The organism is Peribacillus sp. NPDC097675, from assembly GCF_050277655.1.
Taxonomy (GTDB): Bacteria; Bacillota; Bacilli; order Bacillales; family DSM-1321; genus Peribacillus.
This window is the reverse complement of the sequence record NZ_JBNNSK010000009.1, coordinates 196,133-221,267: the sequence shown is the minus strand read 5'-3', so window position 1 is coordinate 221,267 and position 25,135 is coordinate 196,133. Positions and strand designations below refer to the sequence as shown.

The window sequence follows — 25,135 nt, the reverse complement described above, 5'->3', positions numbered from 1 at the left end:
TGCCGTTGTGATAAAATCTAGGACATGAGATTGTTATGATAAAGGAGAGAAATGCATTGAACATAAAATCAATAGAACCGACACCAAGTCCGAATACCATGAAAATTAACCTTACGGAAGAACTTCCAGGAGGAAAAAGTAATAATTATAAAAAAGATCAGGCAGAACACGCTCCGCAAATGATAAAAGACATGCTTCAAATTGACGGCGTCAAGGGCGTATACCATGTGGCTGACTTTTTAGCTGTCGAACGTAATGCGAAATTTGATTGGAAAGATATATTGGTCCAAGTTCGCCAAGTTTTCGGTGAGGTTACTGGGGAACAGAACCAACAAGCTCAAATAAATGAGCATTATGGAGAGGTAACTGTATCCATCCAACAATTTAAAGGCATTCCTATGCAAATCAAAGCAAATGATAGCACACAGGAAAAACGGTTTGCACTACCGGAGTACTTCATTAAGGGTGTAGCAGCCGCGCAAAAAGAAGATGATAATGTCGTCTTACTTCGTAAATGGAAGGATTACGGCATTCGCTACGGTGAAATGGAAGACATCGTCAAAGAAGTAGCGGCGGAATTGGCTGCAGCCTATCCGGAAGAAAGAATTAATAAATTAGTTCATGCCGCTCAAGAAACCGTGGATAAAAAAGAACCCGTCATGAATCGTCCCAAAATAAAATTGACCGTCGACATGTTGGACAATGAAAGTTGGGAAAAGAGATATCAATTATTGGATCAGATGAGCGACCCGACGGTTGAAGATATTCCAGTATTAGAAAAGGCCTTGGCTGATAGCAAAGTTTCGATTCGCCGACTTGCTGCTGTATATTTAGGAATGATTGAAGACCCAAAAGTCCTTCCCAGCTTATATAAAGCATTGAAGGATTCAAGTGCCGCTGTAAGAAGGACGGCCGGGGACTGTTTATCTGACCTTGGATTTGCAGAAGCAATGGATGAAATGGCGCTATCTCTATCCGATAAAAATAAACTAGTGAGATGGAGGGCTGCCATGTTTTTATACGAAGTTGGTGATGAAACCATTCTACCTTTTTTAAAGAAAGCTGAACAGGATCCCGAATTTGAAGTGGCTCTCCAGGTTAAAATGGCTCTGGATAGGATTGAAAATGGAGAAGAAGCAAAAGGTTCCGTATGGAAGCAAATGACTGAATCAAGGAAATAACAAACAAGGAAGATTACACATGAGAAAGAGGGTGATCACAGAACCGTTTAACAGCGGATTTGTTTGATTATCCTCTTTTTTATATGCTGTTTTCGTATAGATGGTTGCTTTATTGACTAGATTGTTAAAAGGTTGATACATGCGGTCAGGAGGAGTTCAAGTATGTGGGAAGATTGTTTATGAAGATTTCAGTGAATTAACCAAACAGAGCAATTAGCGTTGTTTAACGCAATGAAACCGGACTGGTTTCCAGATAAACCAGATAAAATTACGAAATTACTCAAAAGCACTCGTGAAGCCCGATTTGCTTCTGGTTTGGGTTGTATTGATTGCGGAAGTAGATCGGATAAACGGATCGGTAAATATCGTTCAAGACAACGCTATCTATGTAATGATTATGGAAAATCCTTCAATGATATTAAGAACGGTATAAAAATAAACCTCAGTTGATTAAGGTCTATTTTGGCTGATTTTTTTTGTCTTTTCTCGTTTTAATAGCTATCGTTATACAAACAAACGCACCCATAAAACTCGTAAGAATAGCAACAAAAGCTCCATTACTCATTTAATAAACACCACCAATTAATTTAAGTTTGCCATCTTTTAAATTATAGGTTAATTTTACCACGTTAATATGCCTAACAAATTACTTAAGGGAAAAACAACAAAGTTTACGAAAACAGCCTTTAAATAAGACTGTTTCATAGTGGCTTTTAAAATTGGATGTTTAAAAAAAGTGAAATGGTCGGAATGGTTGTTGTTAAAATACCTGCGGACTTTAAAGTTAGTATTTTTTGTCCGTGCTCTTCTTTATTCTTCACTTTAGAAGTTTTTACAAACTGTCGGGATACCTGACTTCATATAATGCTAGATACGAAAGCCACAAGTAAAAGAAACATTAAGATTGCCACCAGTTTGAAATTCAGAATAAGAATATTTATCGCGAACATATAACCTCAAACTATTATTTCTATATTTTGTATAAAGTTCCTTTGATGACTATCCCCTTTGTATATACCTATCAACAGAGTCATATAACCCTTACCTATTCAGCGGCATATGATAAAACGACAACCAAGATTCGTTGTGTGTTACAGTTTCGTAGTGAAAACTATGACTGTAGCTGTATTCGATGTGGTTGATATACCTTTTCCCCCTCAATGTATTTGGAAATGTCACGTTATGCATGATCCCTTGCCTTCAATACACTGACATACTTCTACATATTAATATTTATACAAAAATTTCTATCCGAAAACATCCCTTTGTGGGGTTCTACTATTTTAGAAAAATGTTTTTAAAGAAATTTTGAGGTAGAATGGTTACATTTGTCTGTATATATGTTAGAATTTTTAGAGTATTATAAAAAATTAATATATTCATTGTTAATTTGCAAAAATGAGGGGGCTACATAAATGTCTACATCGAATATGAGAAGTGACATGATAACAAAAGGAGTTGACCGTGCTCCACATAGAAGTCTTTTGCGTGCAGCGGGGGTAAAAGAAGAAGATTTCGGGAAGCCGTTCATTGCGGTTTGTAATTCATATATAGATATCGTTCCTGGACATGTACACCTTCAGGAATTCGGTAAGATCGTGAAAGCTGCTATACGGGAAGCAGGCGGGGTTCCATTTGAATTTAATACTATTGGGGTGGATGACGGTATCGCAATGGGGCACATCGGTATGCGTTATTCTTTACCAAGTCGCGAAATCATCGCTGACTCTGTAGAAACGGTTGTTTCCGCACATTGGTTTGATGGGATGGTTTGTATTCCCAACTGTGACAAAATAACACCTGGAATGATGATGGGCGCACTACGTGTCAATATACCGACCATGTTCGTCAGTGGTGGACCTATGAAGGCGGGGAAAGATAAAAATGGTAAATCCCTTTCTTTAACATCTGTCTTTGAAGGTGTCGGAGCGTATCAAGCCGGTAACATTGAAGCTGAAGATTTAGAAGAAATAGAACAAGTGGCTTGTCCAACTTGTGGTTCTTGCTCAGGTATGTTTACCGCTAATTCAATGAACTGTTTGGCGGAAGGGCTTGGCCTTGCACTTCCGGGTAATGGAACGATTTTGGCCGTAGCCGAAGAACGTAAGGAGTTTGTTAAAAAATCCGCTAAACAATTAATGGAACTCATTAAAATGGATCGTAAACCTCGCGATATCGTTACAATAGATGCAATTGATAACGCATTTGCACTGGATATGGCAATGGGGGGGTCGACCAATACCGTTCTTCATACACTTGCTTTGGCACATGAAGCGGGTTTTGAGTATCCAATGGAGCGGATTAATGAAATAGCCGGAAGGGTACCACATCTTGCCAAGATTGCTCCTGCATCTGATTATCATATTGAAGATGTCCATAATGCGGGAGGAGTAAGTGCAATCATTCATGAGCTGCTGAAAAAGCCGGGAGCTTTCAATGGAGATTGTTTGTCTGTATCCGGAAAAACACTCCGTGAAAATGTTGAAGGATGCGAGATTTTGAATAAAGATGTCATTCATCCTTTGGATGACCCGCATTCTGAACGTGGGGGACTTGCAGTATTATTCGGTAATCTAGCTCCTTTAGGGTCTATTATAAAAGTAGGAGCCGTGGATGAATCAGTCGGAGGGTATCATAGAGGTCCTGCGATCTGCTTTGATTCTCAAGAGGATGCATTGTCAGGAATCATTACCGGTAAAGTAAAAGAAGGCGATGTCGTGGTCATTCGCTATGAAGGACCTAAAGGTGGACCGGGTATGCCGGAAATGCTGGCACCGACTTCTCAAATCGTCGGCAGGGGCCTAGGAGCCAAAGTAGGTTTAATCACGGATGGACGTTTCTCAGGTGCTTCACGAGGAATCAGCATTGGTCATATATCTCCTGAAGCAGCTGAAGGAGGACCTATCGCTTTTGTTGAGAACGGTGACATCATTGAACTCGATCTGGATAATCGAACCATTCAATTGGAAATTCCAGATGAGGAATTTGAAAAACGAAAAGCCAATTGGAAAGGCTTCGAGCCGAAGGTTACTAGAGGATATTTGGGTCGTTATTCTAAACTCGTTACCAATGCAAGCACTGGCGGCGTTATGAAAATTTAATTTCCAGATGGGGTGGTAGAAGATACCTCCCTTTTTCTCTTTCTAATTTCGAGTATGAATGGTGAAATTAGAGGGTACGTTCATTAAACTTTCAGGGTGACTATAGGCGTCAACTTTGCATTACTGTCATAGATTATAGTATCCTTATATTCAACTAGTTATTTCAAGGGGGAATTTTATTATGTCTATGGCTTATGATGAATACATGAAACAAATGGTGAAGCCAATGCGTGCTGAACTGGTGCAAGCAGGTTTTAAAGAATTGGAATCAGCCGAAAAGGTAGAGGAATTCATGGAAGCGGCTGAAGGCACGACTCTAGTTGTCGTAAATTCAGTTTGTGGATGTGCGGCCGGTTTAGCCCGTCCCGCAGCGACTCAGGCTGTTCTGCAAGCTGAGAAGAAACCGAATAATCTTGTAACCGTATTTGCTGGACAAGATAAAGAAGCGACATCCAAAATGCGTGAGTATTTCGATGGAATTGAACCTTCTTCTCCATCCATGGCTCTTTTAAAAGGTAAAGAGGTCGTCCATTTCATTCCTCGTCATGATATTGAAGGCCAGCCTATGGAAGCTATTATGGAAAACCTTCTAGAGGCATTTAGTAAAGTGAAGTAATATAAACATATATGATATGAAGAATGTCCTGGAAACGGGGCATTCTTTTTCAAATTTATAGGACTTGAAGGAGCAGGATACATGTTTGTTACAACAGCTGGAAGAGCTGATACAGAAACCATTGAGATGGCAAGGAAGTTAGCCAATGACCAAAACATCCCTTTTATACCTAGGAAAAAACGATCGGTCCATGATATCCAATTTGAAAACGGTACAGACGATTGCCTCGTTTTCGGGAAAAATAGATTGGAGTTATACAAATATGAAGAGAAGGAGCCTTTCTTTTTCCATCCTAACTTAGCGATGATTCGTTTGAAAAGATTATTGAATGGGGAGACAGATCCTTTACTTGTTGCAGGGGATATAAAAGAAGGTGATTCGGTCCTTGATTGTACTTTGGGCTTAGGGGCTGACTCCATTGTCGCAAGTTTTGCAGTCGGTGAAAAAGGTCATGTAGTAGCATTAGAGGATAATCAGTACTTGGCTTTACTTGTCGATTTTGGGTTGAAGAATTGGAATGACGCAGAAAAGTCGATGATATCCGCAATGAGGAGGATTGAAGTTATTCAAGCTGATCATAATGATTTGTTAAAAACTTTACCGGATAATCATGTCGATGTCGTTTATTTTGATCCGATGTTCGAGGAAACCATACAGGAGTCGAATGGCATTAAAGGGTTAACTCATTTTGCCGCAGGTCATCATTTGACCTTGGAAATAATTAATGAAGCCAAGCGGGTGGCTAGAAAAAGAGTGGTCTTGAAAGACCATTTTCGTAGCACCCGCTTTCAGAAACTTGGATTTGACGTTTTAAAACGAAAAACCTCAAAATTTCATTTTGGCTTCATTCCTGTTTCATGATTCATTTGTAATCCGTTTCATCTAGGCCCATGGCACATCCTTCACGGCTGGAATCAGCAGCTCCATAATTAGATCCGTCCAAGGGGTTGATTTGAATAGCCTGAACATTACCGATTGAGTGTGGGACTTCATTGAAGACAAAGCCCATTCCTTCTAGGTGACCCTTACTGTTCATGTCAATTCCAGCTTCCCATTCAATATGGGGCCCCATAGGAGTGAAAATTCTTGGTTCTTCGATTGCCGCTTTTAAGTCCATCTTGAAATCTAGCACATTAATGATGGTTTGGACGACTGAACTAATGATTGTCGGTCCGCCCGGGGAACCAAGAGTTAAAATGGGTTGATCGTCTTTAAAAATAATAGTTGGACTCTTACAGCTGACAGGACGTTTATTAGGTTGTACCTCATTCATGCCACCGGGAACAGAGTCAAAGTCCGTCAATTCATTGTTTAACATAAAACCATAGTCGGAAACCATGATACCAGAACCGAATGGGTGTTCAACGGTCGAGGTGCAAGCTGCAATGTTTCCCCATCTGTCCCTTACTGTAAAGTGTGTCGTTTCACTGCGCTCTTCATCATTTGGTTGTGGTATGACTGCTCTTTGCTTCACGGAATCATATTTCCATGGGTTTCCGAAATCTATCGCATTGTTTCTTGTCTTGAAGTTGATGAATTTCCGACGTTCAGCTATATAATCATCATGCAAAAGACCCTTTAGAGGTAATTCAGCAAATTCGGGGTCGGCCAGAAATGCTTTTTTATCTGTAAATGCTAAACGCATCGCTTCAGCTATTAAATAATATTTCTCCCATGAATGAACATCATATTGTTCTAAATGGAAGGATTCCAAGATTCTTAGGATTTGGATGACGGTAAATCCTCCGGCACTAGGCGCCATTGATGAAACGACTTTATAATCTTTGTAGGTGCCAACCATTGGTTCGTCAATGGTTGCCTTGTAGTCTAGTAGATCGGACATTTCCATGAATCCGCCTTGTTCCTTGATACAGGAAACGATACCTTCCGCAATTTCGCCTTCATAAAAAGCGGAAATTCCCTCACGTTGCAGGATCCTGTAGGTATGCGCCAATTTTTCTTTCACTAGTATATCACCCACTTGGTAGGCTTTTCCTTCTGGCATGAAGAAGTTTCTCGCTTCTTCACCCAATCGATATTCGAAGTTTTTGAGAGCATCACAAAGTACCCAGTTCACGGGGACTCCATTCTCAGCAAATTCTATAGAGGGTTCAATGAGTTCAGCTAAAGATTTGCTACCATATTCATTCAGCGCTTCATCCATCGCCTTAAGAATTCCGGGGATGCCAACTGCCGTCCCTTTTGTAGAACGCTGTTTAAAGGGAATAACCTCTCCATTTTCATCCAGGAACAATTCAGGATATGCTGCTTTTGGTGCCCTTACATGTCCATCGAATATCTTGGTTTTTTTACTATTTTCATTATAGACCATAAGGAATCCACTACCGCCTATCCCTGTCATCATGGGTTCCACGATATTCAGTGCAAATTGGATGGCTACTGCTGCATCTACGGCGTTTCCACCATCACGTAATATTTGTTCCCCAATTTGTGTTGCAACCGGATGAGCCGTGACTACCATGCCAGCCTTTCCTGTTGCTGTTTCTCTTTTATAGTTTTCTTCTTTAGTTTTTTCATCGATGTTTTCCATCATAATTCCTCCAGTATATCGCCTTAAGTTCCTTATAGAGCCAGAGACGAACTTTATTGAAAAGAAAACCTTGTCATTAGAAGTAACGACAAGGGAATCCTTTTATAGGTATTTAGTCTTAATCAGCAAATGATAAATATACGAAAAATGCTAAAGTCACAAGACATAAAGCCACCATGGCGGTTGTAGTCAATGCCATTTTAGAGCCCTCCTTAAAAAGATACTGAATCTATTTAAGTTCTACAAATTACCTAATAATCCTTTATTTAATATATAAATAGTGAAATATGGTAAGAAAGATGTGATAACAAAGCATATATAGGTATTTATCCTTTTTTGGAATTTTTGAAACCTAAGTAATATATATTCGTATTTTCTAAATAATCAAAGTATACTGGAATAAAGTAAGAACAGAAGGAGGAAATATGGTTTGAAAACGGCTGTGTGGTTTAGAAAAAGTCTTGTCATTTTGGTATCCGTATTAACTTTTGGACTTGTCACACCTACAAATCTGGCGTGGCTTGCCGAAGCAGATTCTCTAAAAGATTCTAAAAAGGGATTAGTGCAGGAAGACCATACACCATATCCTTCTGCTCAAGACCTAAGTGAAACCACTGACCATTTTGACCGGAGAAATTTTATATCGGATATGCTTGATAAAGCGGAAGAAAATGCTTATGTAAAATTTGGTGATAAAATCAATCCGAAAATTGGCGATGAGTTCAAAGATGTCATTTTACCGAAGATTGAAGAGACGATAAACAACATTGCGAATCAATTTCCTGATGAAAAACTGAAACAACTTACGATTACCGAGCAACCAAGTGCAGGCAGGTCGGAAAAGATCTTCCATATTTATGATACCTTAAGTGGCAACGATATCATCCGTTTTCATGTTCGACAGGAAAATCCTCCATTAGAGGGATATTGGTTTAACTTTCATTATCATACCTATCATGATTCATTTGCAATGCACTATGATATAGGGAAAATATATTGGGATAAAAATACCCCTCCACATTGGAACAATCAACAAATCATTAGCTAAGCTCTTCGTTCATTGATTTTATGCAGGAGTAAGAGTATGATTATTTAGAAAGAAAAGTTCATCGTTTTATAAAATACGTTGTTCTGCAACGTATTTATTTTGTTTGAAATTATATAAGTTAGGAAAAAAACTGCACGATTCATTAATGTACATGGCAATAAATTTTATAGTTTTGCAGAGGTGCTCTTGTTATGTCAGAATTGCTAAACAACATCATCCATACCTATTCTCAATTTTTTGATTGGAGTATGTGGGGAGAGGTACTAACAAACCCAGTTAGCTGGGGGTTAATTGGAACGCTTGTCTTAATGGAGGGACTCCTGTCAGCTGATAACGCTTTAGTGTTGGCTATAATGGTTCGCCATCTTCCACAGAATCAAAGGAAAAAGGCGCTTTTCTATGGTTTACTTGGTGCGTATGCCTTCCGGTTCTTTGCCATCGGAATAGGGGTCTATCTCATCAAGATTTCATGGGTAAAAATCCTAGGGGCTCTCTATCTAGCCTGGCTTTCGTTTAAATATTTCCGAGATAAGAGAAAAAAACAGTCTGATCAGGATGAAGATGTACAAGGTATGAGTAAAAACAGTTTGTTAATCCGTATGTTTGGAAACTTATGGGGAACCGTTGTAGCTGTCGAAATGATGGATATTGCTTTTTCCGTGGATAGTGTGTTAGCTGCCTTTGGGGTAAGTGAACAAATATGGGTCCTCTTGGTCGGGGGGATGATCGGTGTCCTTATGATGCGCGGCGTTGCAGGCGTATTCTTGAAATTGATCGACAAGGTCCCTGAATTGGAAACGGCTGCCTATGTTTTAATAGGGTTCATATCGTTTAAAATGCTTCTCTCAGTGGCGAAAATCGAAATCCCACCTGCTATTTTCTTTATCTTTATTCTCATTATATTTGGGACAACAATCTTTATGCATTTTCAGAAAGAAAAAAATCTTAAAGACAATAGATGAATACCTACCTTCTATTTAAAGAGCTGACATCAAAAATGATATCAGCTCTTTCTTTGGAAAGAAAGCTCGAATAAATGAAATAAGAGAACAAAAATTGTAAAAAAAAGCAAAGGGAATAACAAGTTAAGCCATAGTGAAGAAAGGAACGGATGCAGCAATATGCCGAAGAAGATCGAAAACAGCAAAAGGTCCAGGATGATGAACACTTTTAAACTGTAAATTTCAAGCACTTCTTCTGCAATTTCATGGGGTTCGGGCAGAGTAAGTTTTCTATTGACTGTTTTCATGTAATCACCTTGAACCTTTTTTAATTATAGTATTTTATATGAGAAAACTGGGTGAAGCGTGCGTCCACTCAGGTATTATTATTCTATTTACCAAAAATAATTCAAACCATTACCGAGAGGTGTCATGTTATACTAAAATAATAAATTAGAAAATTAATATACATATATTTTATTAACTTAAATTATTAAATAATAAGGAAAGGAATGGGGTAGGTGACAAGTAAAAAGTGGGTTGGTTTTATTATCCTAATAGGATGTTTACTTTCTATGATTTCCTTTTCTTTAGCTAGGGAGGACGGTTTAAAATGGCGGGAATTAAAAAAAGATAACCTTTTAAGACAGGCAGGGATTTTACAGGAACAAAGGACGTTACAAAGTATGTTTATATACCCAGAAGAGGAATTCGATGAAGAGGAAGCATTAAAGATTGTCAAAAGGATAAATACACTCCCGGATTCCCTTAAAGTGAAAATTGTCGAACGGGGCATAAAAGTAAAGTTATTCAGTGGGAGCCTGACAGACAATCAATCTGCTGCCCATTTAAAGGGTCAAACACCAAGAGGATACGTAAACCCAAAGACTACTTGGGATGACGTCCCGGGGATGGGTGGAGCTCATACCGTATTGGTTAAAATCGGTGCTAGTGACAGAGGTAGCGGCCATAGTTCCGTAAATCTGGAATTGCATGAAATCGCCCATTCCATCGATAAGATTGTTTATGACGGCATCCGTGAGGACCTGACTTATTTAAGGATATGGGGGAAAGAAGTGGATGCTCTCTTTCCTGGTCAGGCTTATTATTCCACCTATCCAGAAGAATACTTTGCGGAAGCTTTCGCGATGTATTATATAGATGCAGAACAAAATCATTTGCTAAAAAGGGAAGCACCGGATACCTACCAGTTTATTAAACAACTAAATTGAAATTGAACTGCCGACCGTTAAAAGTTAAAATAAGAAGAATGAATGTAGAAAAGGTGGTTGACCATGAAGCAGTATTTGGATTTATGTAAGCATGTACTTGAAAATGGCACTCAAAAGGGCGATCGTACGGGAACAGGAACGATCAGCACTTTCGGATATCAAATGAGGTTCAACCTTCGTGAGGGATTCCCAGTTTTGACTACGAAAAAAGTCAGTCTAAAAGCAATTATCCATGAACTTCTATGGTTTTTAAAAGGGGATACAAACGTACAATACCTTCAAGAAAATAATGTGCGAATTTGGAACGAGTGGGCTGATGAAGCAGGAAACCTAGGTCCTGTATATGGTCACCAATGGCGTTCTTGGGGCACTGCGGATGGAAGGCAAATTGATCAGATCAGTGAAGTGATTCAGCAAATCAAAACCAATCCCAATTCTAGAAGATTGATTGTAAGTGCTTGGAATGTAGGAGAGCTGGAAGACATGGCTTTACCTCCCTGCCATGCTTTCTTTCAATTTTATGTCGCGGATGGCAAACTTTCATGCCAACTGTATCAGCGTTCTGCAGATGTATTTTTAGGTGTGCCTTTCAATATCGCATCTTATGCATTATTAACGATGATGATTGCTCAAGTATGTGATCTGGAGCCGGGTGAATTCGTGCATTCTTTTGGTGATGTCCATATCTATTCAAACCATCTGGAACAAGTGAAGCTTCAGCTGACGCGTGACCCTAAACCGCTGCCTACTATGAAAATCAATCCTGAAGTGAAAGATATATTTGATTTTCGTTTCGAAGATTTTGAACTTGAGAATTACGAAGCCCATCCTCACATTAAAGGGAAGGTGAGTATATGATTTCCCTTATGGTAGCCATGGATGAAAACCGGTTAATCGGCAAAAATAATGCGTTGCCTTGGCATTTGCCAGCGGACTTGCAGTATTTTAAACGGGTGACGATGGGTCACCCAATCGTCATGGGGCGAAAAACTTTTGAATCAATTGGGCGGATATTACCTGGCAGAGAAAATGTCATAGTTACCAGAAATCACGACTTTAAGGTAGAGGGTTGTACCATTTTGCATGATGTTTCTGAAATAAAGGGGTTTGCCGACGCTCACGAACAAGAGGTTTTTGTTATTGGAGGGGCAGAAATCTTCAAAGCCATCCTTCCTGTAACGGATCGTTTGTATATCACTCAAATACACGAAGAATTTGAAGGGGACACATATTTTCCGCGGATTAATGAAGCAGAATGGGAAAATGCAGGTACTATTCCTGGTGTAATTGATGACAATAATCCTTATGCACATGATTTTATTGTCTTACGCAAAAAATGAATGTAGTAACCGATTGTGGAATAAGCCATAATCGGTTTTTTTTGCATTCCTAAAAAGGTGGAATTTTTAGAAAAATCAATTACATTCTTCTGATAAAGTGCTATAATAATTGAATTGATTAGGAAGGAAATGAGGGATTGTTATGAACCAGACTGCATCTATGAACAGGGGGATCCAATTGGAGGAAATTCTAATTGCCTATAGAGAATTGAAAGAAATTGTGTTACATACTCCTTTACAAAAGAATCAGCGCTTATCCAATAAGTACGAATGCAACGTTTATTTAAAGCGCGAGGACCTTCAACATGTGCGTTCTTTCAAATTAAGGGGAGCGTATTATAAAATGAAAAGTTTGACTCGGGAAGAAACAAAGAATGGAGTCGTTTGTGCGAGTGCCGGGAATCATGCACAGGGAGTGGCCTTTTCCTGCAGTGAGTTAGGAATTAATGGAAAGATATACATGCCTGCTACGACGCCAAGGCAAAAAATCGATCAAGTCCAATTGTTCGGACGGGATAATATTGAAATTATCCTAATTGGTGATACATTCGATGATGCATTTTCCAGTGCAATGGAATGCTGTGAAAAAGAAGGACGTTCATTCATTCACCCTTTCGATGATGAAAAGGTAATTGCCGGGCAAGGCACCGCTGCTATAGAAATCATGAATGATTGTGAAAATAAAATTGACTATGTATTTGCTGCCATTGGTGGTGGTGGATTAATGGCAGGGGTATCTAGTTATTTCAAATCGGTATCCCCGGAAACGAAGTGTATAGGGGTTGAGCCGCTTGGTGCGGCTTCGATGAAATCTTCTTTCAAGGAAGGAAAAGTGTTTGAACTGGAGCATATCGACACATTTGTGGATGGTGCTGCCGTTAAATGTGTAGGGCAAAAGACATACCAAATATGTAAAGAAAATCTTGAAGACATCGTTCTTGTTCCTGAAGGACATATCTGCACGACAATTCTTGATTTATATAACCAACACGCCATCATTGCTGAACCAGCGGGCGCCATCTCAGTGTCAGCACTTGATTTTTACAAAGACCAAATAAAAGGAAAAACGGTAGTTTGTCTTGTAAGTGGGGGGAATAATGACATTGGCCGGATGCAGGAAATCAAGGAAAAATCATTATTATATGAAGGACTCCTGTACTACTTTATCGTGAATTTCCCTCAACGTGCTGGAGCATTAAGAGAATTCCTTGATGAAGTATTGGGACCAAATGATGATATTACCCGTTTTGAATATACGAAGAAAAATAATAAAGAGAGTGGACCGGCACTTGTAGGAATTGAATTGGATAATAAAACCGATTATCAAGGACTTATGGACAGAATGAATAAAAAGGGCTTTTCAAGTGTCGAAGTTAATAAAGATAGTAATTTATTTCACTTATTAATTTAAACTAGACAAAATTGAAAATTAGGTTAGAATAGTGTATATATTTTTACATATTATTCTAGCCTTCCATTAGTTGCATATTCTGTTGAAAATTGTTACCGTTGTATGACGAAATGCCATGTTTCTTTCATTTGGCTGAAAATGGTATTATAATTAGAGTAGGTTGAATTACAACATCAAAGGGGATGTATCCATGTCGAACATTGGAATACCTGGTTTAATCATCATCTTAGTATTGGCATTAATCATTTTTGGCCCGAAGAAACTTCCTGAAATTGGACGTGCTTTTGGACAAACGCTTAGAGAATTTAAGAAGTCCACGAATGAACTGACAAAAGGTGACTATGAAGATGATAAGAAGATACAACAAAAAAATCATGAATGATTAAATACAGGGCGTAGGATAGTAACTTCTTACGTCTTTTATTTTATAGCAAAGAAACGGATTTTCAGATGAAGGCGTGATTTATTTTGGCAGATAAAGAATTAAATATCATCGATCATCTTGAGGAATTGAGAAAACGGCTTATCATTACGGCTGTTGCTTTTTTCATCTTTTTTATCGTCAGTTTTATCTATGTGGAGAAAATCTACTATTGGTTTGTAAAGGATCTTGATTTTGAATTAATGGTCTTGGGCCCGAGCGACATTATCTGGATTTATTTTATGCTCTCAGGTGTAGTTGCCATTGCCGTAACGATACCAATCATTGCTCTTCAAATTTGGTTATTCGTTAAACCAGCATTAATGCCGAATGAAGTGAGAGCGACTCTATCCTATATACCAGCTCTCTTTATCCTTTTTATTGGCGGTCTGGCTTTTGGTTACTATGTCATTTTTCCGACGATCCTTCAGTTTTTAATTGAACTGGGTGAAGGTATGTTCATAACCAATTTTACAGCGGATAAGTATTTTTCTTTTGTCTTTAATATGACGATACCTTTTGCTTTTTTATTTGAGCTCCCAGTCGTCACAATGTTTTTGACCTCCATTGGACTCATCAACCCTTATGTGCTTCAAAAATTAAGAAAGTATGCTTACTTTGTATTGGTGGTCATAGCCGTTTCCATAACACCTCCTGATTTCATGTCGGATTTTCTGGTCACGGTTCCCTTATTGTTATTATACGAAGTTAGTATATCGCTTTCAAAAATTGTTTATAAACGTAAGGTGAAACGAGAAAGCTTGCTGGAAGAAACTTTACCTAATGAAGAAGGTTTATAAAAAACGACCCAAAGGTTTCAAGCCCTTTGGGTCGTTTTTTGCAGAAGAAGAAAAAAATTCCTCATCCTAATGAAAAATGGTATTGGTCTTTCATATATGGATGGTCTGTCCTATAACGTTGAGTAGATAAAGGATTGATTGGATTCCGACATATATGTGACATGGAAAATCAATATTCTGAAAAAATTATAAGCTTTAGTTTGAAAGCATACATTGAATAGGTATAATACAATAGATATGTTATTTTAGGGATGTGTATAGATAGATGAATAAAGTGAAGATTGTAACTGATTCAACAGTGGATATGACACCGGAAGAGTTTGAATACTATGGCATTACGATGGTTCCGTTATCGATTTATATTGATGGTGAAACCTTTTTGGATAAAGTGGAAATAGAGCAGGAAGAATTCTTACGAAGGATGAATCAATCAAAAGAACTTCCGAAAAGTTCTCAACCAGCAGTAGGGACTTTTTTAGAGGTGTACAATGAACTTGGAAAGGATGGCAGTGAGATCATCTCGATACACATGACTGGTGGAATGAGTGGTACAGTGGGTTCCGCAGAGACTGCGGCTGGTATGGCTGATGCGAAAGTTACTGTTTTTGATTCGCAGTTTATTTCTAAAGCCATGTCATTCCAGGTGATTGAGGCTGCCAAAATGGCGAAAGAAGGAAAATCCGTCGAAGAGATAATAAAGCGATTAGAGACTATACGAAGTCAGACAAGTTTAATCATTGTCATTGGGACCTTGGATAACCTTGTAAAAGGTGGCAGGATAGGTAAAGTTTCAGCTTTGATCGGTTCTATTTTACATATTAAGCCAATTGCAAGGGTTGAACAAGGCGTATTGAACCCTATTTCCAAGGCCAGGAGCCAATCGCAAGTTGTAAAATTCATTACAAAGAAATTCATAGAAGATACGCAGGGTAAAGAAATTAAAGGTATAGGTTATGTGCATGCCAATGGATTTGAAATGGCCGATAAAAGCCGTCAAGCAATTACCGCAATTTCCGGGGTGCAAGATATTAAATTAGAGGCGACAACGGCTGTCGTCAGCACACATACCGGCGAAGGTGCCATGGCCATTATGTATTATTGGGATTGATAATTTTAGATTAAAAGCTATTAAGAGAGAATAATTTTGTTATATATTCTTAAAACATCGTTATATGTCAAAAAGAGTGGCTGTTTTCCTGCCCATGGTCTGGTAAAATGAAAGAAGTGACAGAATATTTTATACATAAAGGGCGGGGTAAGGATGAAGAAGCTGCATATATTCCAGGCAGCTATAGGCATGGTGGTAATATTAATGCTAACGGCATGCGGTTCGAATGGAGTACCTGATGCGAAAAACTGGGACATAGAAGAATTTAGTTATGTAAACCAAGACGGAAAATCCTTTTCTAAAGAAGATTTAAAAGGAAAGGTCTGGGTTGCTGACTTCATTTTTACGAATTGCAAGAATGTATGCCTTCCCATGACGGCAAATATGGTGAAATTGCAACAAAAGCTGAAGGATGAGGGGATATCGGATGTTGAGTTTGTGTCATTTTCTGTTGATCCTGAAGTTGACAAGCCTGAAGTCCTAAGAGAGTTTGGCGACCAATTTAATGCAGATTATACAAATTGGAACTTTTTAACGGGGTATAGTCAAGATGACATCCAGGCGTTTGCAATGGACAACTTCAAGACAATAGTACAGAAGCCCGACAATGAAGATCAGGTAATTCATCAGACAAGCTTTTACCTAATGGACCAAGATGGAAAAATCATTCGTGACTATACGGGACTTCAAGATATTCCATTTGATGAGATGATTAAGCATATAAAAATTTTACAGAACTATTGAACAGGATAAATGACCTGTTCAATAGTTTTTTAGTTTACAAATAAAAAAAGGAGGGAAAAAATATATTCATCCTTATTTATTATGACTTGGTAATATGGTGAAGATGAACGGATGTGAAGAATGAATTTACATACTAAGTACATGCTAAAATTTATAAAGGATAAGCTTTAATTTGCCACTTTTTTTCATACTATAGAATGTTCAAGATTATGTAAAAAAACAGTCATGTAAAGGGATAAATTGATTGCAATTTCTTTTTTTCTCCATGATATAATATTTAGGTAGGGAAGGTGAGGGTATGAGATACAAAATCACCTGTCTTTTTATATGCCTAGTATGGATTTCAGGTTGCTCTCAGAGAACTGCTTCAGAACAACCAACCGTTCAGCAGCTTAATGTTGTTGAATTAAGTAAAAAAGAAACCATTCCAGCCAGCTTTTTTCCGGATCCTGTTCAAATTGTTTCAATAGGTGATTCCCTTACTCAAGGTGTCGGCGACAGTAAAGATAAGGGAGGATACCTCCCTTATCTGCAGAAAAACCTTGAAAAAGAACCAACGATCACCTCAGTTGAGATAATCAATCATGGAGTTCGTGGAAACCGGACCGACCAATTATTAAAAAGATTGGAAAAGGCCGATGTTCAAGAAGATATTGAACAAGCCGATTCCATTGTAGTCACAATTGGTGGAAATGATATCATGAGGGTTTTTAAACAGAATTTCTCCAACTTGGAACTGAACCAATTCGATTCAGCAAAAATAGGATATGAAAAAAGATTAAGACAGATAATGGATAAGGTCCGTTCTGAAAATGAACACGCACAGATTTATTTAGTTGGCGTATATAACCCATTTTCAAAATGGTTTGCCGATTTTTATGAGCTTGATGAAATTATGAATGATTGGAATGATAGTGGGAAAAAAATCATCACCGAATATGACTCTGCATATTTTATCGAAATAGATGATATTTTTCAAAATTCCAAAGAAGACTTGCTATACACTGAGGATTATTTCCATCCGAATGACCGTGGATATGAATTGATCGCTGAAAGAATCTATAATAACATGGAAGTTTTGACTATCGGAAAGGATGCAATGGAAGCAAGTGCCAAAGGAGATGATGACCAAGAATGACAAATGTCAAATGGAAGACTTTGTTTATTACTTTATTAGCCGTTAACATCCTGGTCATCTTTACTATCCTGATCTTAATTAATTTACCGGCAAAAGATAAAGAGATGAAACCAGTTGTAAGTCAGGAAGAAGATATCCAGTTTCAGATTCATACGAATCGGGAAGATTTGACCAGATTAATCAATCAGTACCTTGATAAAGAAGGCTTGACTGGATTAATGCATTATGAAGTGTACTTAAATGATGAAGTGGAACTATATGGAAAAATGCCGTTTTTCAACCGCGAAGTGGAAATGAAATTAACATTCGAACCAATTGCCCAAAAAAATGGAGACTTGATTCTAAAACAAAAATCTATTTCCATTGGGCAAATGAACTTACCTGTATCCTACGTGATGAATATCATTAACGAGCGATATAAAATGCCTGAGTGGGTCACTATTAATCCTAAAAAGGAAAACATATATGTTTCTCTGCAGGATATGGAATTGAAAAGTGATGTCAGGGTAAAAGCCAATGAATTTGATTTGAAGAATGATGATATTTCCTTCTTGTTGACCGTACCCTCTTCCTTACAATAAGTGAAAACGCACGATAAAAAGCCAGGAACTACAATCCTGGCTTTTTATCGTACGTGGTTGTTCAAGGGGACAGGGTGATTACTTCTAAACCAGGTTCACCTTGACTAGAGCCAACTATATAAATTGATAATGGGGTATCTGCCTTAATATCCGTTGGTAAGGAAAGTGCGGCTTCTTTAGAACCGGCTAACCTGACTTCAAAATCAACATGCATGGGGTAAAGGTTCAGATATTCGCTCGCTTTACGATAAGATAGGTTTCCAAATACGACATCTCCGTCTTTTACAGCGATATCGACTGGTGGTGTATCGAACGATAAGTGAACAAAACGGATTTTGGATTCATTTTGTGGAACATATGGATTGTCTTCAAAAGTAAGTAGTTTCAACATTTCATTTGATCCGGCGGCAACGACTGTGTACATTTTTTCGCTTTCTAAATCGAGCTTACGGCTAAGCACTGTGGAAGTGGTTTGGCCGGTAGGGTATATATCAATTTGGTATTTACCAGGGGGCAATGATAAATAGTCACTTTTGTCTTTATATGAGAAATTCTGAAGGATACGCATTCCATTTGCATATACATCGACCGCAGGAGCTTTTGGAGCCGCGTGAAAAATACGGACCTTTGCCGGTTTCATTTGATTCATTTCTCCATTGCGCATTGGTTTCATTGCCTTTTCCATGCTCTTCAAGTGTTTGTGATAATAATAATCATGTAAGTGCGGGTTACTATATTTATAGTAACAAGATAAAGCATCGTAATTCATTGCCTTCTGTAAATGGGTATGTTTATTGTTCATGTCAATCACCTTTCATATGGAATCATTATATAAACATCATATGGAAGCATGCTTGGGCATGTGCCTTCATTTCAGTCGATACAAATCCTATAAAACAGTAAAGCATGATGTTAAGGATAAAGAGTTTGAACAGCAGATGATTTTACATGCTCAAATAAAAGGGTTAAAATGCATTAAACAGTGCCTTTCCAAAAAAGGAGGATATTTCAGATGACTAACCAATTAGACAAAGCAACGTTTGCCGGAGGTTGTTTCTGGTGTATGGTAAAACCCTTCGATGAACAGCCCGGTATCGAATCCGTTATTTCCGGTTATACAGGGGGAAAGACGGAGAACCCTACGTATAAAGAGGTTTGTTCAGAGACGACCGGCCATTATGAGGCTGTTCAGATTACCTTTGATCCTACCGTTTATCCTTATAAGGATTTAGTGGAATTATTTTGGCAACAAATTGACCCTACCGACGCTGGGGGACAGTTTTTTGATCGTGGCAGTTCCTATCAAACGTCCATTTTCTATCACGATGAAAAACAACGTGAAATTGCGGAAGCTTCCAAGTCAAAGCTGCAGGAAAGTGGCATTTTTTCTAAGCCAATTACCACGCCAATCCTACCAGCTAAGACCTTTTATCCAGCCGAGACGTATCATCAGCATTACTATAAAAAGCAACCAGAGCATTATGAGAGGTATTCCGTTGGTTCGGGTCGCAAGGCATTTCAAGAACATCATTGGGGGGAAAAGAAATGAGTAATAAAGACGAATTAAAGAAAAAATTAACACCAATACAATACGAAGTCACACAAAATAGCGGGACGGAGCCTGCGTTTCATAATGAATATTGGAATTTGAAGGAAGAGGGCTTATATGTGGACATCGTTTCGGGTAACCCGCTCTTCACTTCAAAAGATAAATTCGATTCAGCTTGTGGTTGGCCAAGTTTTACCAAGCCATTAGACGATGGTGAAGTGGTTGAAAATTTGGATACCAGCTATGGAATGAGAAGAATCGAAGTTCGTTCGAAAACAGCCGATTCCCATCTTGGTCATGTATTTGATGATGGACCAGGGCCAACCAGGCTACGCTATTGCATTAATTCTGCTTCTTTAAGATTTATCCCACTCCAAGATCTAGAAAAAGAAGGTTACGGGGAATATAAGAAGCTATTTATTTAACAAGTAAGCCCCTATCATCCATGATAGGGGCTTACTTGTTTAGGGCTGTATATTATTAGTAATAATCGAAGAAAGCCTAACATAAGTGCTGAGAACGTCATTTGGGGTTTCTCTTCCTGAAACTTCAAACCGTACTGTGTGTAGTCCAGGAGAAAGACCATTTGTTACGAATAAGTACCTTTCACGTGCAAAGGGCCACCATGTATTGATAGATGTATTCAATTTGCCATCAATGAATATATCGACTTCCCCGCCATCTGGACTTCTAAGTAATTTAACTCCAAGTATATTGCCTTTGAACCGGTATTCGATATAGCTACCTTTTTCAGAACTAGTGTAATACCCAGCTCTTGGCCTAAAGCCGACCATTGTGTCATAGTTGTCATGATCTAATAATTCTAAATCGGAGCCTTCATGAATTTTAGGAGGAAGGCCTGCGACAGGCTTATCCTGTTTGGCATTTTCAAGAAACTTTTCATAAATTGCATTTGCATAAAATTTATAGCCAAGGCCGTTCGGATGAATTAAGTCTTTCGTCAATTGTTCTTCAGTAAATCCTGATTTTTTGAAAATTGGGCGCATGTCGATATTGGTAGCACCATAGTGGTCAGCTAACAGTCCGATCGAATTCGCGAATTCCTCATATTCCAAACAGCTTTCCGTTAAGGTAAACAATTCAGCATGTGGGTATAAATGTTTGGCCTTCCTGATTAGAGCTTCGTATGTCATTTTAAAATCGTTCACATTCATATATTTACGATCATTTTCACCGAAAACAATGAAAATCAAATCCGTATGGTCATTTCCATTTTTTTGAGAGAGTTTATAAAGACCTTCAAATGCAGTAGAGCCGCTTTGTACAAGGTAATCACCTTTGAAAGGGACTGAATTGTATTTTTTCATCTTGTTTTCAAGTTGTCTGAACCAAGTCATGTTCGGATTCTCAGCGCCGGAACCCCTACCGATACTATCTCCAATAACCAGATAGTCAATTGGCTGACCTTCTTGGAATTTTTGATATACATTTAGACTTTCATCGGATCCATATGTTTTAGGAACTTTTGGAAGGATGCAAATGAGAAGAATGGTGAAAGCGATGACAGTGAGTGGAATGAGGGATTTTAAAACTTTTTTCAATTCGTTTCCTCCGATTAAAATTTTGTCTGTAGGTGAGTAAGTTAAGAGTAACTACACACTTTGGCCTATATAGAAAGCACATTTTCTTTTATTATATCGTAAATTAAGCGTAACACAATAAGGTTAAATTCCGTTTTTCTATTTAGAAAATTGAAGTTTCTATTCAAGTTTAAAAATGATTAATATAGAAGAAATTGAGGAGTTTTTGCTTAAATAAAAAAAAATGGGCAAATACACAGACCAAGGCGGGCGTATCGACATATGGTAAGGATGTAAAGAGAAAACAGAAATCAAGAAGGAGTGAAACTTTATGTACGGATATGGTGGAGGATATGGTGGCGGCTGCGGCGGCGGTTATGGTTATGGTGGAGGATATGGTGGCGGTTGCGGTGGCGGATTTGGCTCAGGCTTCGCATTGATCGTTGTCTTATTCATTCTGTTGGTAATCATCGGCGCATCATTCTGCTGCTAAATAAGACACTAAAAGACCAGTTGGTAAAGCTGGTCTTTTCTTAATGTAGTAAATCATCTACATGACAGGTAACCTTGACGGGAAGTATTTAATAACTGATAGCCTAACTGTAAATATCAGTAAGATCCTCAAAGTAAGAACGTACGTTTCATTTGTGGTATAATCGTTAGTGAGTCACGATTTGCTTTGCTCTACATATCTGCTAAAATAATTTAAGATGTGATATAAATAGGGGGAAAGAGATATGAAACCTTCTCGTTTAAAAGCGGGGGATGAAATCCGAGTTATTGCACCATCGAGAAGTCTGGCGATTGTAAAAGGTGAACAACGCAGACTGGCAGAGGAAAGATTAGTTGAGCTTGGCTTTAGAGTGACATATGGTAAGACTGCTTTGGTACATGACGACTTTTTCTCGAATTCGATTGAAGATAGGATTGAGGATTTACATGATGCGTTTAGGGATCCGTCTGTTAAAGGAATCTTTACCAGCATTGGTGGATACAATGCCAACCAATTGCTTCGTTATATCGACTACGATTTAATTAAGGGAAATCCTAAAGTGTTGATGGGATATAGTGATATAACGGCCATAAGTTTGGCCATCTATCAAAAAACAGGTTTGATTACATACTCTGGTCCTCATTTCTCTACATTCGGGATGAAGGCTGGGCTGGATTATACAATGAAGTACTTTAAAAAAGCCGTTCTTCAGGATGAGGCCTTTGAATTGGAACAAAGTGAAACATGGAGTGATGATTCATGGCACCTCGAGCAGGATGACCGTACCTTCCATCCAAATTCGGGATACATGGTCATACAGGAGGGGGACGCTACTGGTACAATCTTAGGGGGTAACCTTTGTACGATTAACCTTTTGCAAGGAACAGAGTTTATGCCTTCGTTACGGGACCGCATTCTCTTTATCGAAGATGATGAAGAAAGCCATCCTTTTAGTTTTGACCGAGATTTACAGTCTTTGTTACAGTTGCCTGATGCCACTGGCATCAAGGGAGTAATCATAGGACGGTTCCAAAATAATTCCGGGATGACACCTTACGCACTTCAGCAAATCATTGCCACCAAGCAGGAGTTAAAGGGCATTCCTGTCATAGCCAATGCGAATTTTGGACATGTGCATCCATTTGCTACTATTCCGATAGGCGAAAATGTAAAAATGACCGTAAGGAACGGAAAAGCAAGTGTAACCATCCTCCCATAAAAAGTGGGATGTAAGATAGATGTTTACTAGTATGGTGGCTTAAGAGGATGAAAGGCTGAAATTCTGTTTAATCCCTGCATATTTTCCTATTTTACAAGCATTATTAGGGAATATGAGGCTAATAGTTCAAATTCTTTATTTTTCTGATATAATACTAAGAGATTTAAAATAGAAAAGGTGATTATGTGTTATTAACAATTCCGGCATCCATTCGTTTAGAAGGGGCTTTATCCGAATATAATAAAAAAGGTCGGGTAAGCCACACATGTTTCGTTTGCAACGAAGATACTTCCAATGGGGATGCAAGCAACTTGAATTACTATAAGCTAGGTACAAAAAAAGTTTGTCTTTCTTGCATGAAAGATGTATTACGTCATCCATCTTTAAAAGAGTATGAGTACGTACATACTTCAGTTATTGATAAAACGGTTTTCTATAAAAATGTGTTGGCTGTTTTAAAGGATGAAAGCTTTTTGGAATCGATTCGTCAAGAAAAGAAAAATAGCTCATTATAAGAAAAAAGTGTATCTCTAGTGGATACACTTTTTTCTTACCCTTTTTGTTGGATATTCCTACAGAAATGGATTTTTCTTTTTCATTGTTGGTTTTTCGTTTACAAACTATTTGCTTTTTATACCTATTTAACCTTACTCATAACTTTTAATTAATGCCTCTACTTGTAAGGAATTTGCAAAATTTAAAATCTCAGTTTTAGTATAAGGGGATGCATAAGAGTCTGTTTGAATATCATAAGTTTGGATAATAATTGTGAATGGTTTATTTTTGTATGTTGTTTCCGAAGCAGCTATAATATATTTTTTCTGTTGTGGTTCACTTGAAAATCGAGAGTCTGGTACTAAACTCCATTTTCCTTGCTTCTCAATTTTTTTATGATCGTTATGTAGGTTAATATGACCTTCGAAAATTTGAGTATAATAATGATTATTATAACCGTTTGAACTGAAATATAGTGTATGAGTGGGATCAGTGGTTAATCCTGCATTTACAATTCCATATTCATCTGAACTGTCGGTTATTTCATTTTGAAGTTCTCTTTTTTCTTTTTCAGTGAATATTTTGTTTGAATCAGTATTAGATGCACCCATATTTAAGCTTGCCATTTGATTCTTATTGTCGTTTGGAACATTTTGACCTGAACTATTGGCATATATTTCTTGAGAACAAATGGTTGTGGCAATGAACAGTATTGGAACTACCAATAGAGTTAATTTTTTAAAATTCATTATAATATTCCTCCTTTACAAAAATTTACCATAAGAACCAACGGAGATAAAGTTAAAACCAGTAATTTCAAGTAATTTCTTTTTTGTGAATTACTGAGTTCTCTTGCTCGGTTAATTAGTTTAGCGAGAAAACCAACAATATCACCATAGCCTCGATTTAAAAACACGCCTACCCATGAATAGACGCTAAAGATAAATGAAAGATTCAGGCTTTCTATTTCTGACTTATTATAAGGATCCACTGAGGTGTCTGTCGCTACGTCATAATTCTGGATAAGTGCTGCCAAATATCGATCATTCAAGTTAATGGTAGAGGTGCTATATGTTTCCTTACCAGATATGCTTCATTATTAGAGCGTAACTTTCAACCTGTGTGCTGGGGGTTTCACCATTGTTGCTCACTGGTTGTACGGAAAAGGAAAAAACAAACGAAGAAAATTGAAGACGTGACTGTGGGGACCATTCCGTTGGAGCAGCTACCCGTGCTGGAAGTGCTATCTGAGTAGGTTTTGTTTTAATAACGCATATATAAATGTGTTTAATAACTATTCAACTTAACCCTGGACTCGTTCTGGGGTTAGTTGAACTTTCCAAGCCTACTTCGGTAAGTTTGGAATTTTATTAGGGAAGGGTGTGGGGTGATGGTTGAGTTGGAGGCGCCTGGGGTGGTTGCGGATGAACGGGGCTTTAAGTATTGGCAAATTTACATCCGTAATTTTCAGGTGATTAAGGAATTGACTTTGGAGTTTGATGGAGTGGTTGTTACGATTTCCATATAAACCTAGTTTAAAAGAGGAGAATCAATTCCTTAGCAAGATTTCTTAACTGGGGACATAGACTTTACAATAGGACATAGTTGGTTTCTCAAGAAGGAGA

General features: G+C 38.1%; 27 protein-coding genes and 1 pseudogene. 23 read left to right on the top strand and 5 right to left on the bottom strand.

Going from position 1 to position 25,135, the window contains the following annotated elements; all coding sequences use genetic code 11:
* The first annotated feature begins 56 nt into the window (after positions 1-56).
* The 5 genes and pseudogenes from ACQKL5_RS15075 (at position 57) to ACQKL5_RS15055 (ending at position 5,759) form a co-directional block, all read left to right on the top strand.
* The gene (locus tag ACQKL5_RS15075; protein WP_427609698.1) at positions 57-1,181 is read left to right on the top strand and encodes a conserved virulence factor C family protein; all 1,125 of its coding nucleotides are present in this window, start codon (positions 57-59) and stop codon (positions 1,179-1,181) included.
* 162 nt (positions 1,182-1,343) lie between these two features.
* Positions 1,344-1,607, top strand: a pseudogene (locus ACQKL5_RS15070) (IS1/IS1595 family N-terminal zinc-binding domain-containing protein); the annotation flags it as partial.
* A gap of 1,004 nt (positions 1,608-2,611) precedes the next feature.
* Positions 2,612-4,282 carry a dihydroxy-acid dehydratase gene (gene ilvD / locus ACQKL5_RS15065; RefSeq protein WP_427609725.1) on the top strand — a complete coding sequence of 557 codons (1,671 nt, stop codon included), beginning with the start codon at positions 2,612-2,614 and terminating at the stop codon, positions 4,280-4,282.
* 181 nt (positions 4,283-4,463) lie between these two features.
* On the top strand, positions 4,464-4,898 hold the full coding sequence (locus ACQKL5_RS15060) for a BrxA/BrxB family bacilliredoxin (RefSeq protein ID WP_427609697.1): 435 nt from the start codon (positions 4,464-4,466) through the stop codon (positions 4,896-4,898).
* An 81-nt stretch (positions 4,899-4,979) separates the two neighbouring features.
* Positions 4,980-5,759 carry a class I SAM-dependent methyltransferase gene (locus ACQKL5_RS15055; protein WP_427609696.1) on the top strand — a complete coding sequence of 260 codons (780 nt, stop codon included), beginning with the start codon at positions 4,980-4,982 and terminating at the stop codon, positions 5,757-5,759.
* 1 nt (position 5,760) lies between these two features.
* On the opposite strand, the gene ggt is transcribed toward ACQKL5_RS15055, so the two are convergent.
* On the bottom strand, positions 5,761-7,449 hold the full coding sequence (gene ggt, locus ACQKL5_RS15050) for a gamma-glutamyltransferase (RefSeq protein WP_427609695.1): 1,689 nt from the start codon (positions 7,447-7,449) through the stop codon (positions 5,761-5,763).
* Between the two features lie 430 nt (positions 7,450-7,879).
* Between ggt and ACQKL5_RS15045 the strand changes: the two genes are divergently transcribed.
* The 12 genes from ACQKL5_RS15045 (at position 7,880) to ACQKL5_RS14990 (ending at position 18,213) form a co-directional block, all read left to right on the top strand.
* A complete protein-coding gene (locus ACQKL5_RS15045; RefSeq protein ID WP_427609694.1) occupies positions 7,880-8,497 on the top strand; it encodes a YpjP family protein in 618 nt (205 codons plus the stop codon).
* A gap of 191 nt (positions 8,498-8,688) precedes the next feature.
* The gene (locus tag ACQKL5_RS15040) at positions 8,689-9,459 is read left to right on the top strand and encodes a TerC family protein (RefSeq protein WP_427609693.1); all 771 of its coding nucleotides are present in this window, start codon (positions 8,689-8,691) and stop codon (positions 9,457-9,459) included.
* A 554-nt stretch (positions 9,460-10,013) separates the two neighbouring features.
* Entirely contained in the window at positions 10,014-10,670 is a 657-nt protein-coding gene (locus tag ACQKL5_RS15035; RefSeq protein ID WP_427609692.1) for an anthrax toxin lethal factor-related metalloendopeptidase, read from the top strand.
* A 63-nt stretch (positions 10,671-10,733) separates the two neighbouring features.
* Positions 10,734-11,528: a thymidylate synthase gene (locus ACQKL5_RS15030; RefSeq protein ID WP_427609691.1), complete on the top strand. Its 795-nt coding sequence runs from the start codon at positions 10,734-10,736 to the stop codon at positions 11,526-11,528.
* Positions 11,525-12,010: a dihydrofolate reductase gene (locus ACQKL5_RS15025; RefSeq protein WP_427609690.1), complete on the top strand. Its 486-nt coding sequence runs from the start codon at positions 11,525-11,527 to the stop codon at positions 12,008-12,010. Before ACQKL5_RS15030 ends, ACQKL5_RS15025 begins: the two co-directional genes overlap by 4 nt.
* A gap of 142 nt (positions 12,011-12,152) precedes the next feature.
* A complete protein-coding gene (gene ilvA, locus ACQKL5_RS15020; protein ID WP_427609689.1) occupies positions 12,153-13,421 on the top strand; it encodes a threonine ammonia-lyase IlvA in 1,269 nt (422 codons plus the stop codon).
* A gap of 190 nt (positions 13,422-13,611) precedes the next feature.
* Positions 13,612-13,803, top strand: a complete 192-nt coding sequence (gene tatA, locus ACQKL5_RS15015) for a twin-arginine translocase TatA/TatE family subunit (protein ID WP_427609688.1) — start codon at positions 13,612-13,614, stop codon at positions 13,801-13,803.
* Between the two features lie 86 nt (positions 13,804-13,889).
* Positions 13,890-14,642 (top strand): twin-arginine translocase subunit TatC, encoded by a 753-nt coding sequence (tatC, locus tag ACQKL5_RS15010; RefSeq protein ID WP_427609687.1) that lies wholly within the window; start codon positions 13,890-13,892, stop codon positions 14,640-14,642.
* A gap of 265 nt (positions 14,643-14,907) precedes the next feature.
* Entirely contained in the window at positions 14,908-15,750 is an 843-nt protein-coding gene (locus ACQKL5_RS15005; RefSeq protein ID WP_427609686.1) for a DegV family protein, read from the top strand.
* 153 nt (positions 15,751-15,903) lie between these two features.
* Entirely contained in the window at positions 15,904-16,494 is a 591-nt protein-coding gene (locus tag ACQKL5_RS15000) for an SCO family protein (protein ID WP_427609685.1), read from the top strand.
* 298 nt (positions 16,495-16,792) lie between these two features.
* Complete coding sequence (locus tag ACQKL5_RS14995; RefSeq protein WP_427609684.1) at positions 16,793-17,632, top strand: SGNH/GDSL hydrolase family protein; 840 nt, start codon at positions 16,793-16,795, stop codon at positions 17,630-17,632.
* Positions 17,629-18,213: a YpmS family protein gene (locus ACQKL5_RS14990; RefSeq protein WP_427609683.1), complete on the top strand. Its 585-nt coding sequence runs from the start codon at positions 17,629-17,631 to the stop codon at positions 18,211-18,213. Before ACQKL5_RS14995 ends, ACQKL5_RS14990 begins: the two co-directional genes overlap by 4 nt.
* 61 nt (positions 18,214-18,274) lie before the next feature.
* On the opposite strand, the gene ACQKL5_RS14985 is transcribed toward ACQKL5_RS14990, so the two are convergent.
* Positions 18,275-19,015, bottom strand: coding sequence for a DUF4397 domain-containing protein (locus ACQKL5_RS14985; RefSeq protein WP_427609682.1), 741 nt, complete (start codon positions 19,013-19,015; stop codon positions 18,275-18,277).
* Positions 19,016-19,225: 210 nt separating this feature from the next.
* On the opposite strand from ACQKL5_RS14985, the gene msrA reads away from it, so the two are divergent.
* Both msrA and msrB read left to right on the top strand, forming a co-directional pair.
* Complete coding sequence (gene msrA, locus ACQKL5_RS14980; protein WP_427609681.1) at positions 19,226-19,762, top strand: peptide-methionine (S)-S-oxide reductase MsrA; 537 nt, start codon at positions 19,226-19,228, stop codon at positions 19,760-19,762.
* Positions 19,759-20,187, top strand: coding sequence for a peptide-methionine (R)-S-oxide reductase MsrB (msrB, locus tag ACQKL5_RS14975; RefSeq protein WP_427609680.1), 429 nt, complete (start codon positions 19,759-19,761; stop codon positions 20,185-20,187). The genes msrA and msrB overlap by 4 nt, the downstream gene beginning before the upstream one ends.
* 39 nt (positions 20,188-20,226) lie before the next feature.
* Here the strand turns inward: msrB and ACQKL5_RS14970 are convergent, their stop codons facing one another.
* The gene (locus ACQKL5_RS14970; protein ID WP_427609679.1) at positions 20,227-21,324 is read right to left on the bottom strand and encodes a GDSL-type esterase/lipase family protein; all 1,098 of its coding nucleotides are present in this window, start codon (positions 21,322-21,324) and stop codon (positions 20,227-20,229) included.
* Positions 21,325-21,634: 310 nt separating this feature from the next.
* On the opposite strand from ACQKL5_RS14970, the gene ACQKL5_RS14965 reads away from it, so the two are divergent.
* The 3 genes from ACQKL5_RS14965 (at position 21,635) to ACQKL5_RS14955 (ending at position 23,530) form a co-directional block, all read left to right on the top strand.
* Complete coding sequence (locus ACQKL5_RS14965) at positions 21,635-21,796, top strand: YjcZ family sporulation protein (protein WP_402868981.1); 162 nt, start codon at positions 21,635-21,637, stop codon at positions 21,794-21,796.
* Between the two features lie 244 nt (positions 21,797-22,040).
* Positions 22,041-23,015 carry a S66 family peptidase gene (locus ACQKL5_RS14960; protein ID WP_427609678.1) on the top strand — a complete coding sequence of 325 codons (975 nt, stop codon included), beginning with the start codon at positions 22,041-22,043 and terminating at the stop codon, positions 23,013-23,015.
* Between the two features lie 185 nt (positions 23,016-23,200).
* Positions 23,201-23,530: a hypothetical protein gene (locus ACQKL5_RS14955; RefSeq protein WP_427609677.1), complete on the top strand. Its 330-nt coding sequence runs from the start codon at positions 23,201-23,203 to the stop codon at positions 23,528-23,530.
* 132 nt (positions 23,531-23,662) lie between these two features.
* On the opposite strand, the gene ACQKL5_RS14950 is transcribed toward ACQKL5_RS14955, so the two are convergent.
* Positions 23,663-24,259, bottom strand: coding sequence for a hypothetical protein (locus tag ACQKL5_RS14950; RefSeq protein WP_427609676.1), 597 nt, complete (start codon positions 24,257-24,259; stop codon positions 23,663-23,665).
* On the bottom strand, positions 24,259-24,561 hold the full coding sequence (locus ACQKL5_RS14945) for a hypothetical protein (RefSeq protein ID WP_427609675.1): 303 nt from the start codon (positions 24,559-24,561) through the stop codon (positions 24,259-24,261). The genes ACQKL5_RS14950 and ACQKL5_RS14945 overlap by 1 nt, the downstream gene beginning before the upstream one ends.
* A 339-nt stretch (positions 24,562-24,900) precedes the next feature.
* On the opposite strand from ACQKL5_RS14945, the gene ACQKL5_RS14940 reads away from it, so the two are divergent.
* Entirely contained in the window at positions 24,901-25,038 is a 138-nt protein-coding gene (locus ACQKL5_RS14940; protein ID WP_427609674.1) for a hypothetical protein, read from the top strand.
* Positions 25,039-25,135 lie beyond the last annotated feature (97 nt).

Bases quoted from the DNA above. Each gene is read 5' to 3' on its own strand.
- ilvD (WP_427609725.1), top strand. From the start codon at position 2,612: ATGAGAAGTGACATGATAACAAAAGGAGTTGACCGTGCTCCACATAGA.
- ACQKL5_RS15060 (WP_427609697.1), top strand. From the start codon at position 4,464: ATGTCTATGGCTTATGATGAATACATGAAACAAATGGTGAAGCCAATG.
- ACQKL5_RS15055 (WP_427609696.1), top strand. From the start codon at position 4,980: ATGTTTGTTACAACAGCTGGAAGAGCTGATACAGAAACCATTGAGATG.
- ggt (WP_427609695.1), bottom strand. From the start codon at position 7,449: ATGGAAAACATCGATGAAAAAACTAAAGAAGAAAACTATAAAAGAGAA.
- ACQKL5_RS15040 (WP_427609693.1), top strand. From the start codon at position 8,689: ATGTCAGAATTGCTAAACAACATCATCCATACCTATTCTCAATTTTTT.
- ACQKL5_RS15035 (WP_427609692.1), top strand. From the start codon at position 10,014: ATGATTTCCTTTTCTTTAGCTAGGGAGGACGGTTTAAAATGGCGGGAA.
- ACQKL5_RS15030 (WP_427609691.1), top strand. From the start codon at position 10,734: ATGAAGCAGTATTTGGATTTATGTAAGCATGTACTTGAAAATGGCACT.
- ACQKL5_RS15025 (WP_427609690.1), top strand. From the start codon at position 11,525: ATGATTTCCCTTATGGTAGCCATGGATGAAAACCGGTTAATCGGCAAA.
- ilvA (WP_427609689.1), top strand. From the start codon at position 12,153: ATGAACCAGACTGCATCTATGAACAGGGGGATCCAATTGGAGGAAATT.
- tatA (WP_427609688.1), top strand. From the start codon at position 13,612: ATGTCGAACATTGGAATACCTGGTTTAATCATCATCTTAGTATTGGCA.
- ACQKL5_RS15005 (WP_427609686.1), top strand. From the start codon at position 14,908: ATGAATAAAGTGAAGATTGTAACTGATTCAACAGTGGATATGACACCG.
- ACQKL5_RS15000 (WP_427609685.1), top strand. From the start codon at position 15,904: ATGAAGAAGCTGCATATATTCCAGGCAGCTATAGGCATGGTGGTAATA.
- ACQKL5_RS14995 (WP_427609684.1), top strand. From the start codon at position 16,793: ATGAGATACAAAATCACCTGTCTTTTTATATGCCTAGTATGGATTTCA.
- ACQKL5_RS14990 (WP_427609683.1), top strand. From the start codon at position 17,629: ATGACAAATGTCAAATGGAAGACTTTGTTTATTACTTTATTAGCCGTT.
- ACQKL5_RS14985 (WP_427609682.1), bottom strand. From the start codon at position 19,015: ATGAACAATAAACATACCCATTTACAGAAGGCAATGAATTACGATGCT.
- msrA (WP_427609681.1), top strand. From the start codon at position 19,226: ATGACTAACCAATTAGACAAAGCAACGTTTGCCGGAGGTTGTTTCTGG.
- msrB (WP_427609680.1), top strand. From the start codon at position 19,759: ATGAGTAATAAAGACGAATTAAAGAAAAAATTAACACCAATACAATAC.
- ACQKL5_RS14965 (WP_402868981.1), top strand. From the start codon at position 21,635: ATGTACGGATATGGTGGAGGATATGGTGGCGGCTGCGGCGGCGGTTAT.
- ACQKL5_RS14960 (WP_427609678.1), top strand. From the start codon at position 22,041: ATGAAACCTTCTCGTTTAAAAGCGGGGGATGAAATCCGAGTTATTGCA.
- ACQKL5_RS14950 (WP_427609676.1), bottom strand. From the start codon at position 24,259: ATGAATTTTAAAAAATTAACTCTATTGGTAGTTCCAATACTGTTCATT.
- ACQKL5_RS14940 (WP_427609674.1), top strand. From the start codon at position 24,901: ATGGTTGAGTTGGAGGCGCCTGGGGTGGTTGCGGATGAACGGGGCTTT.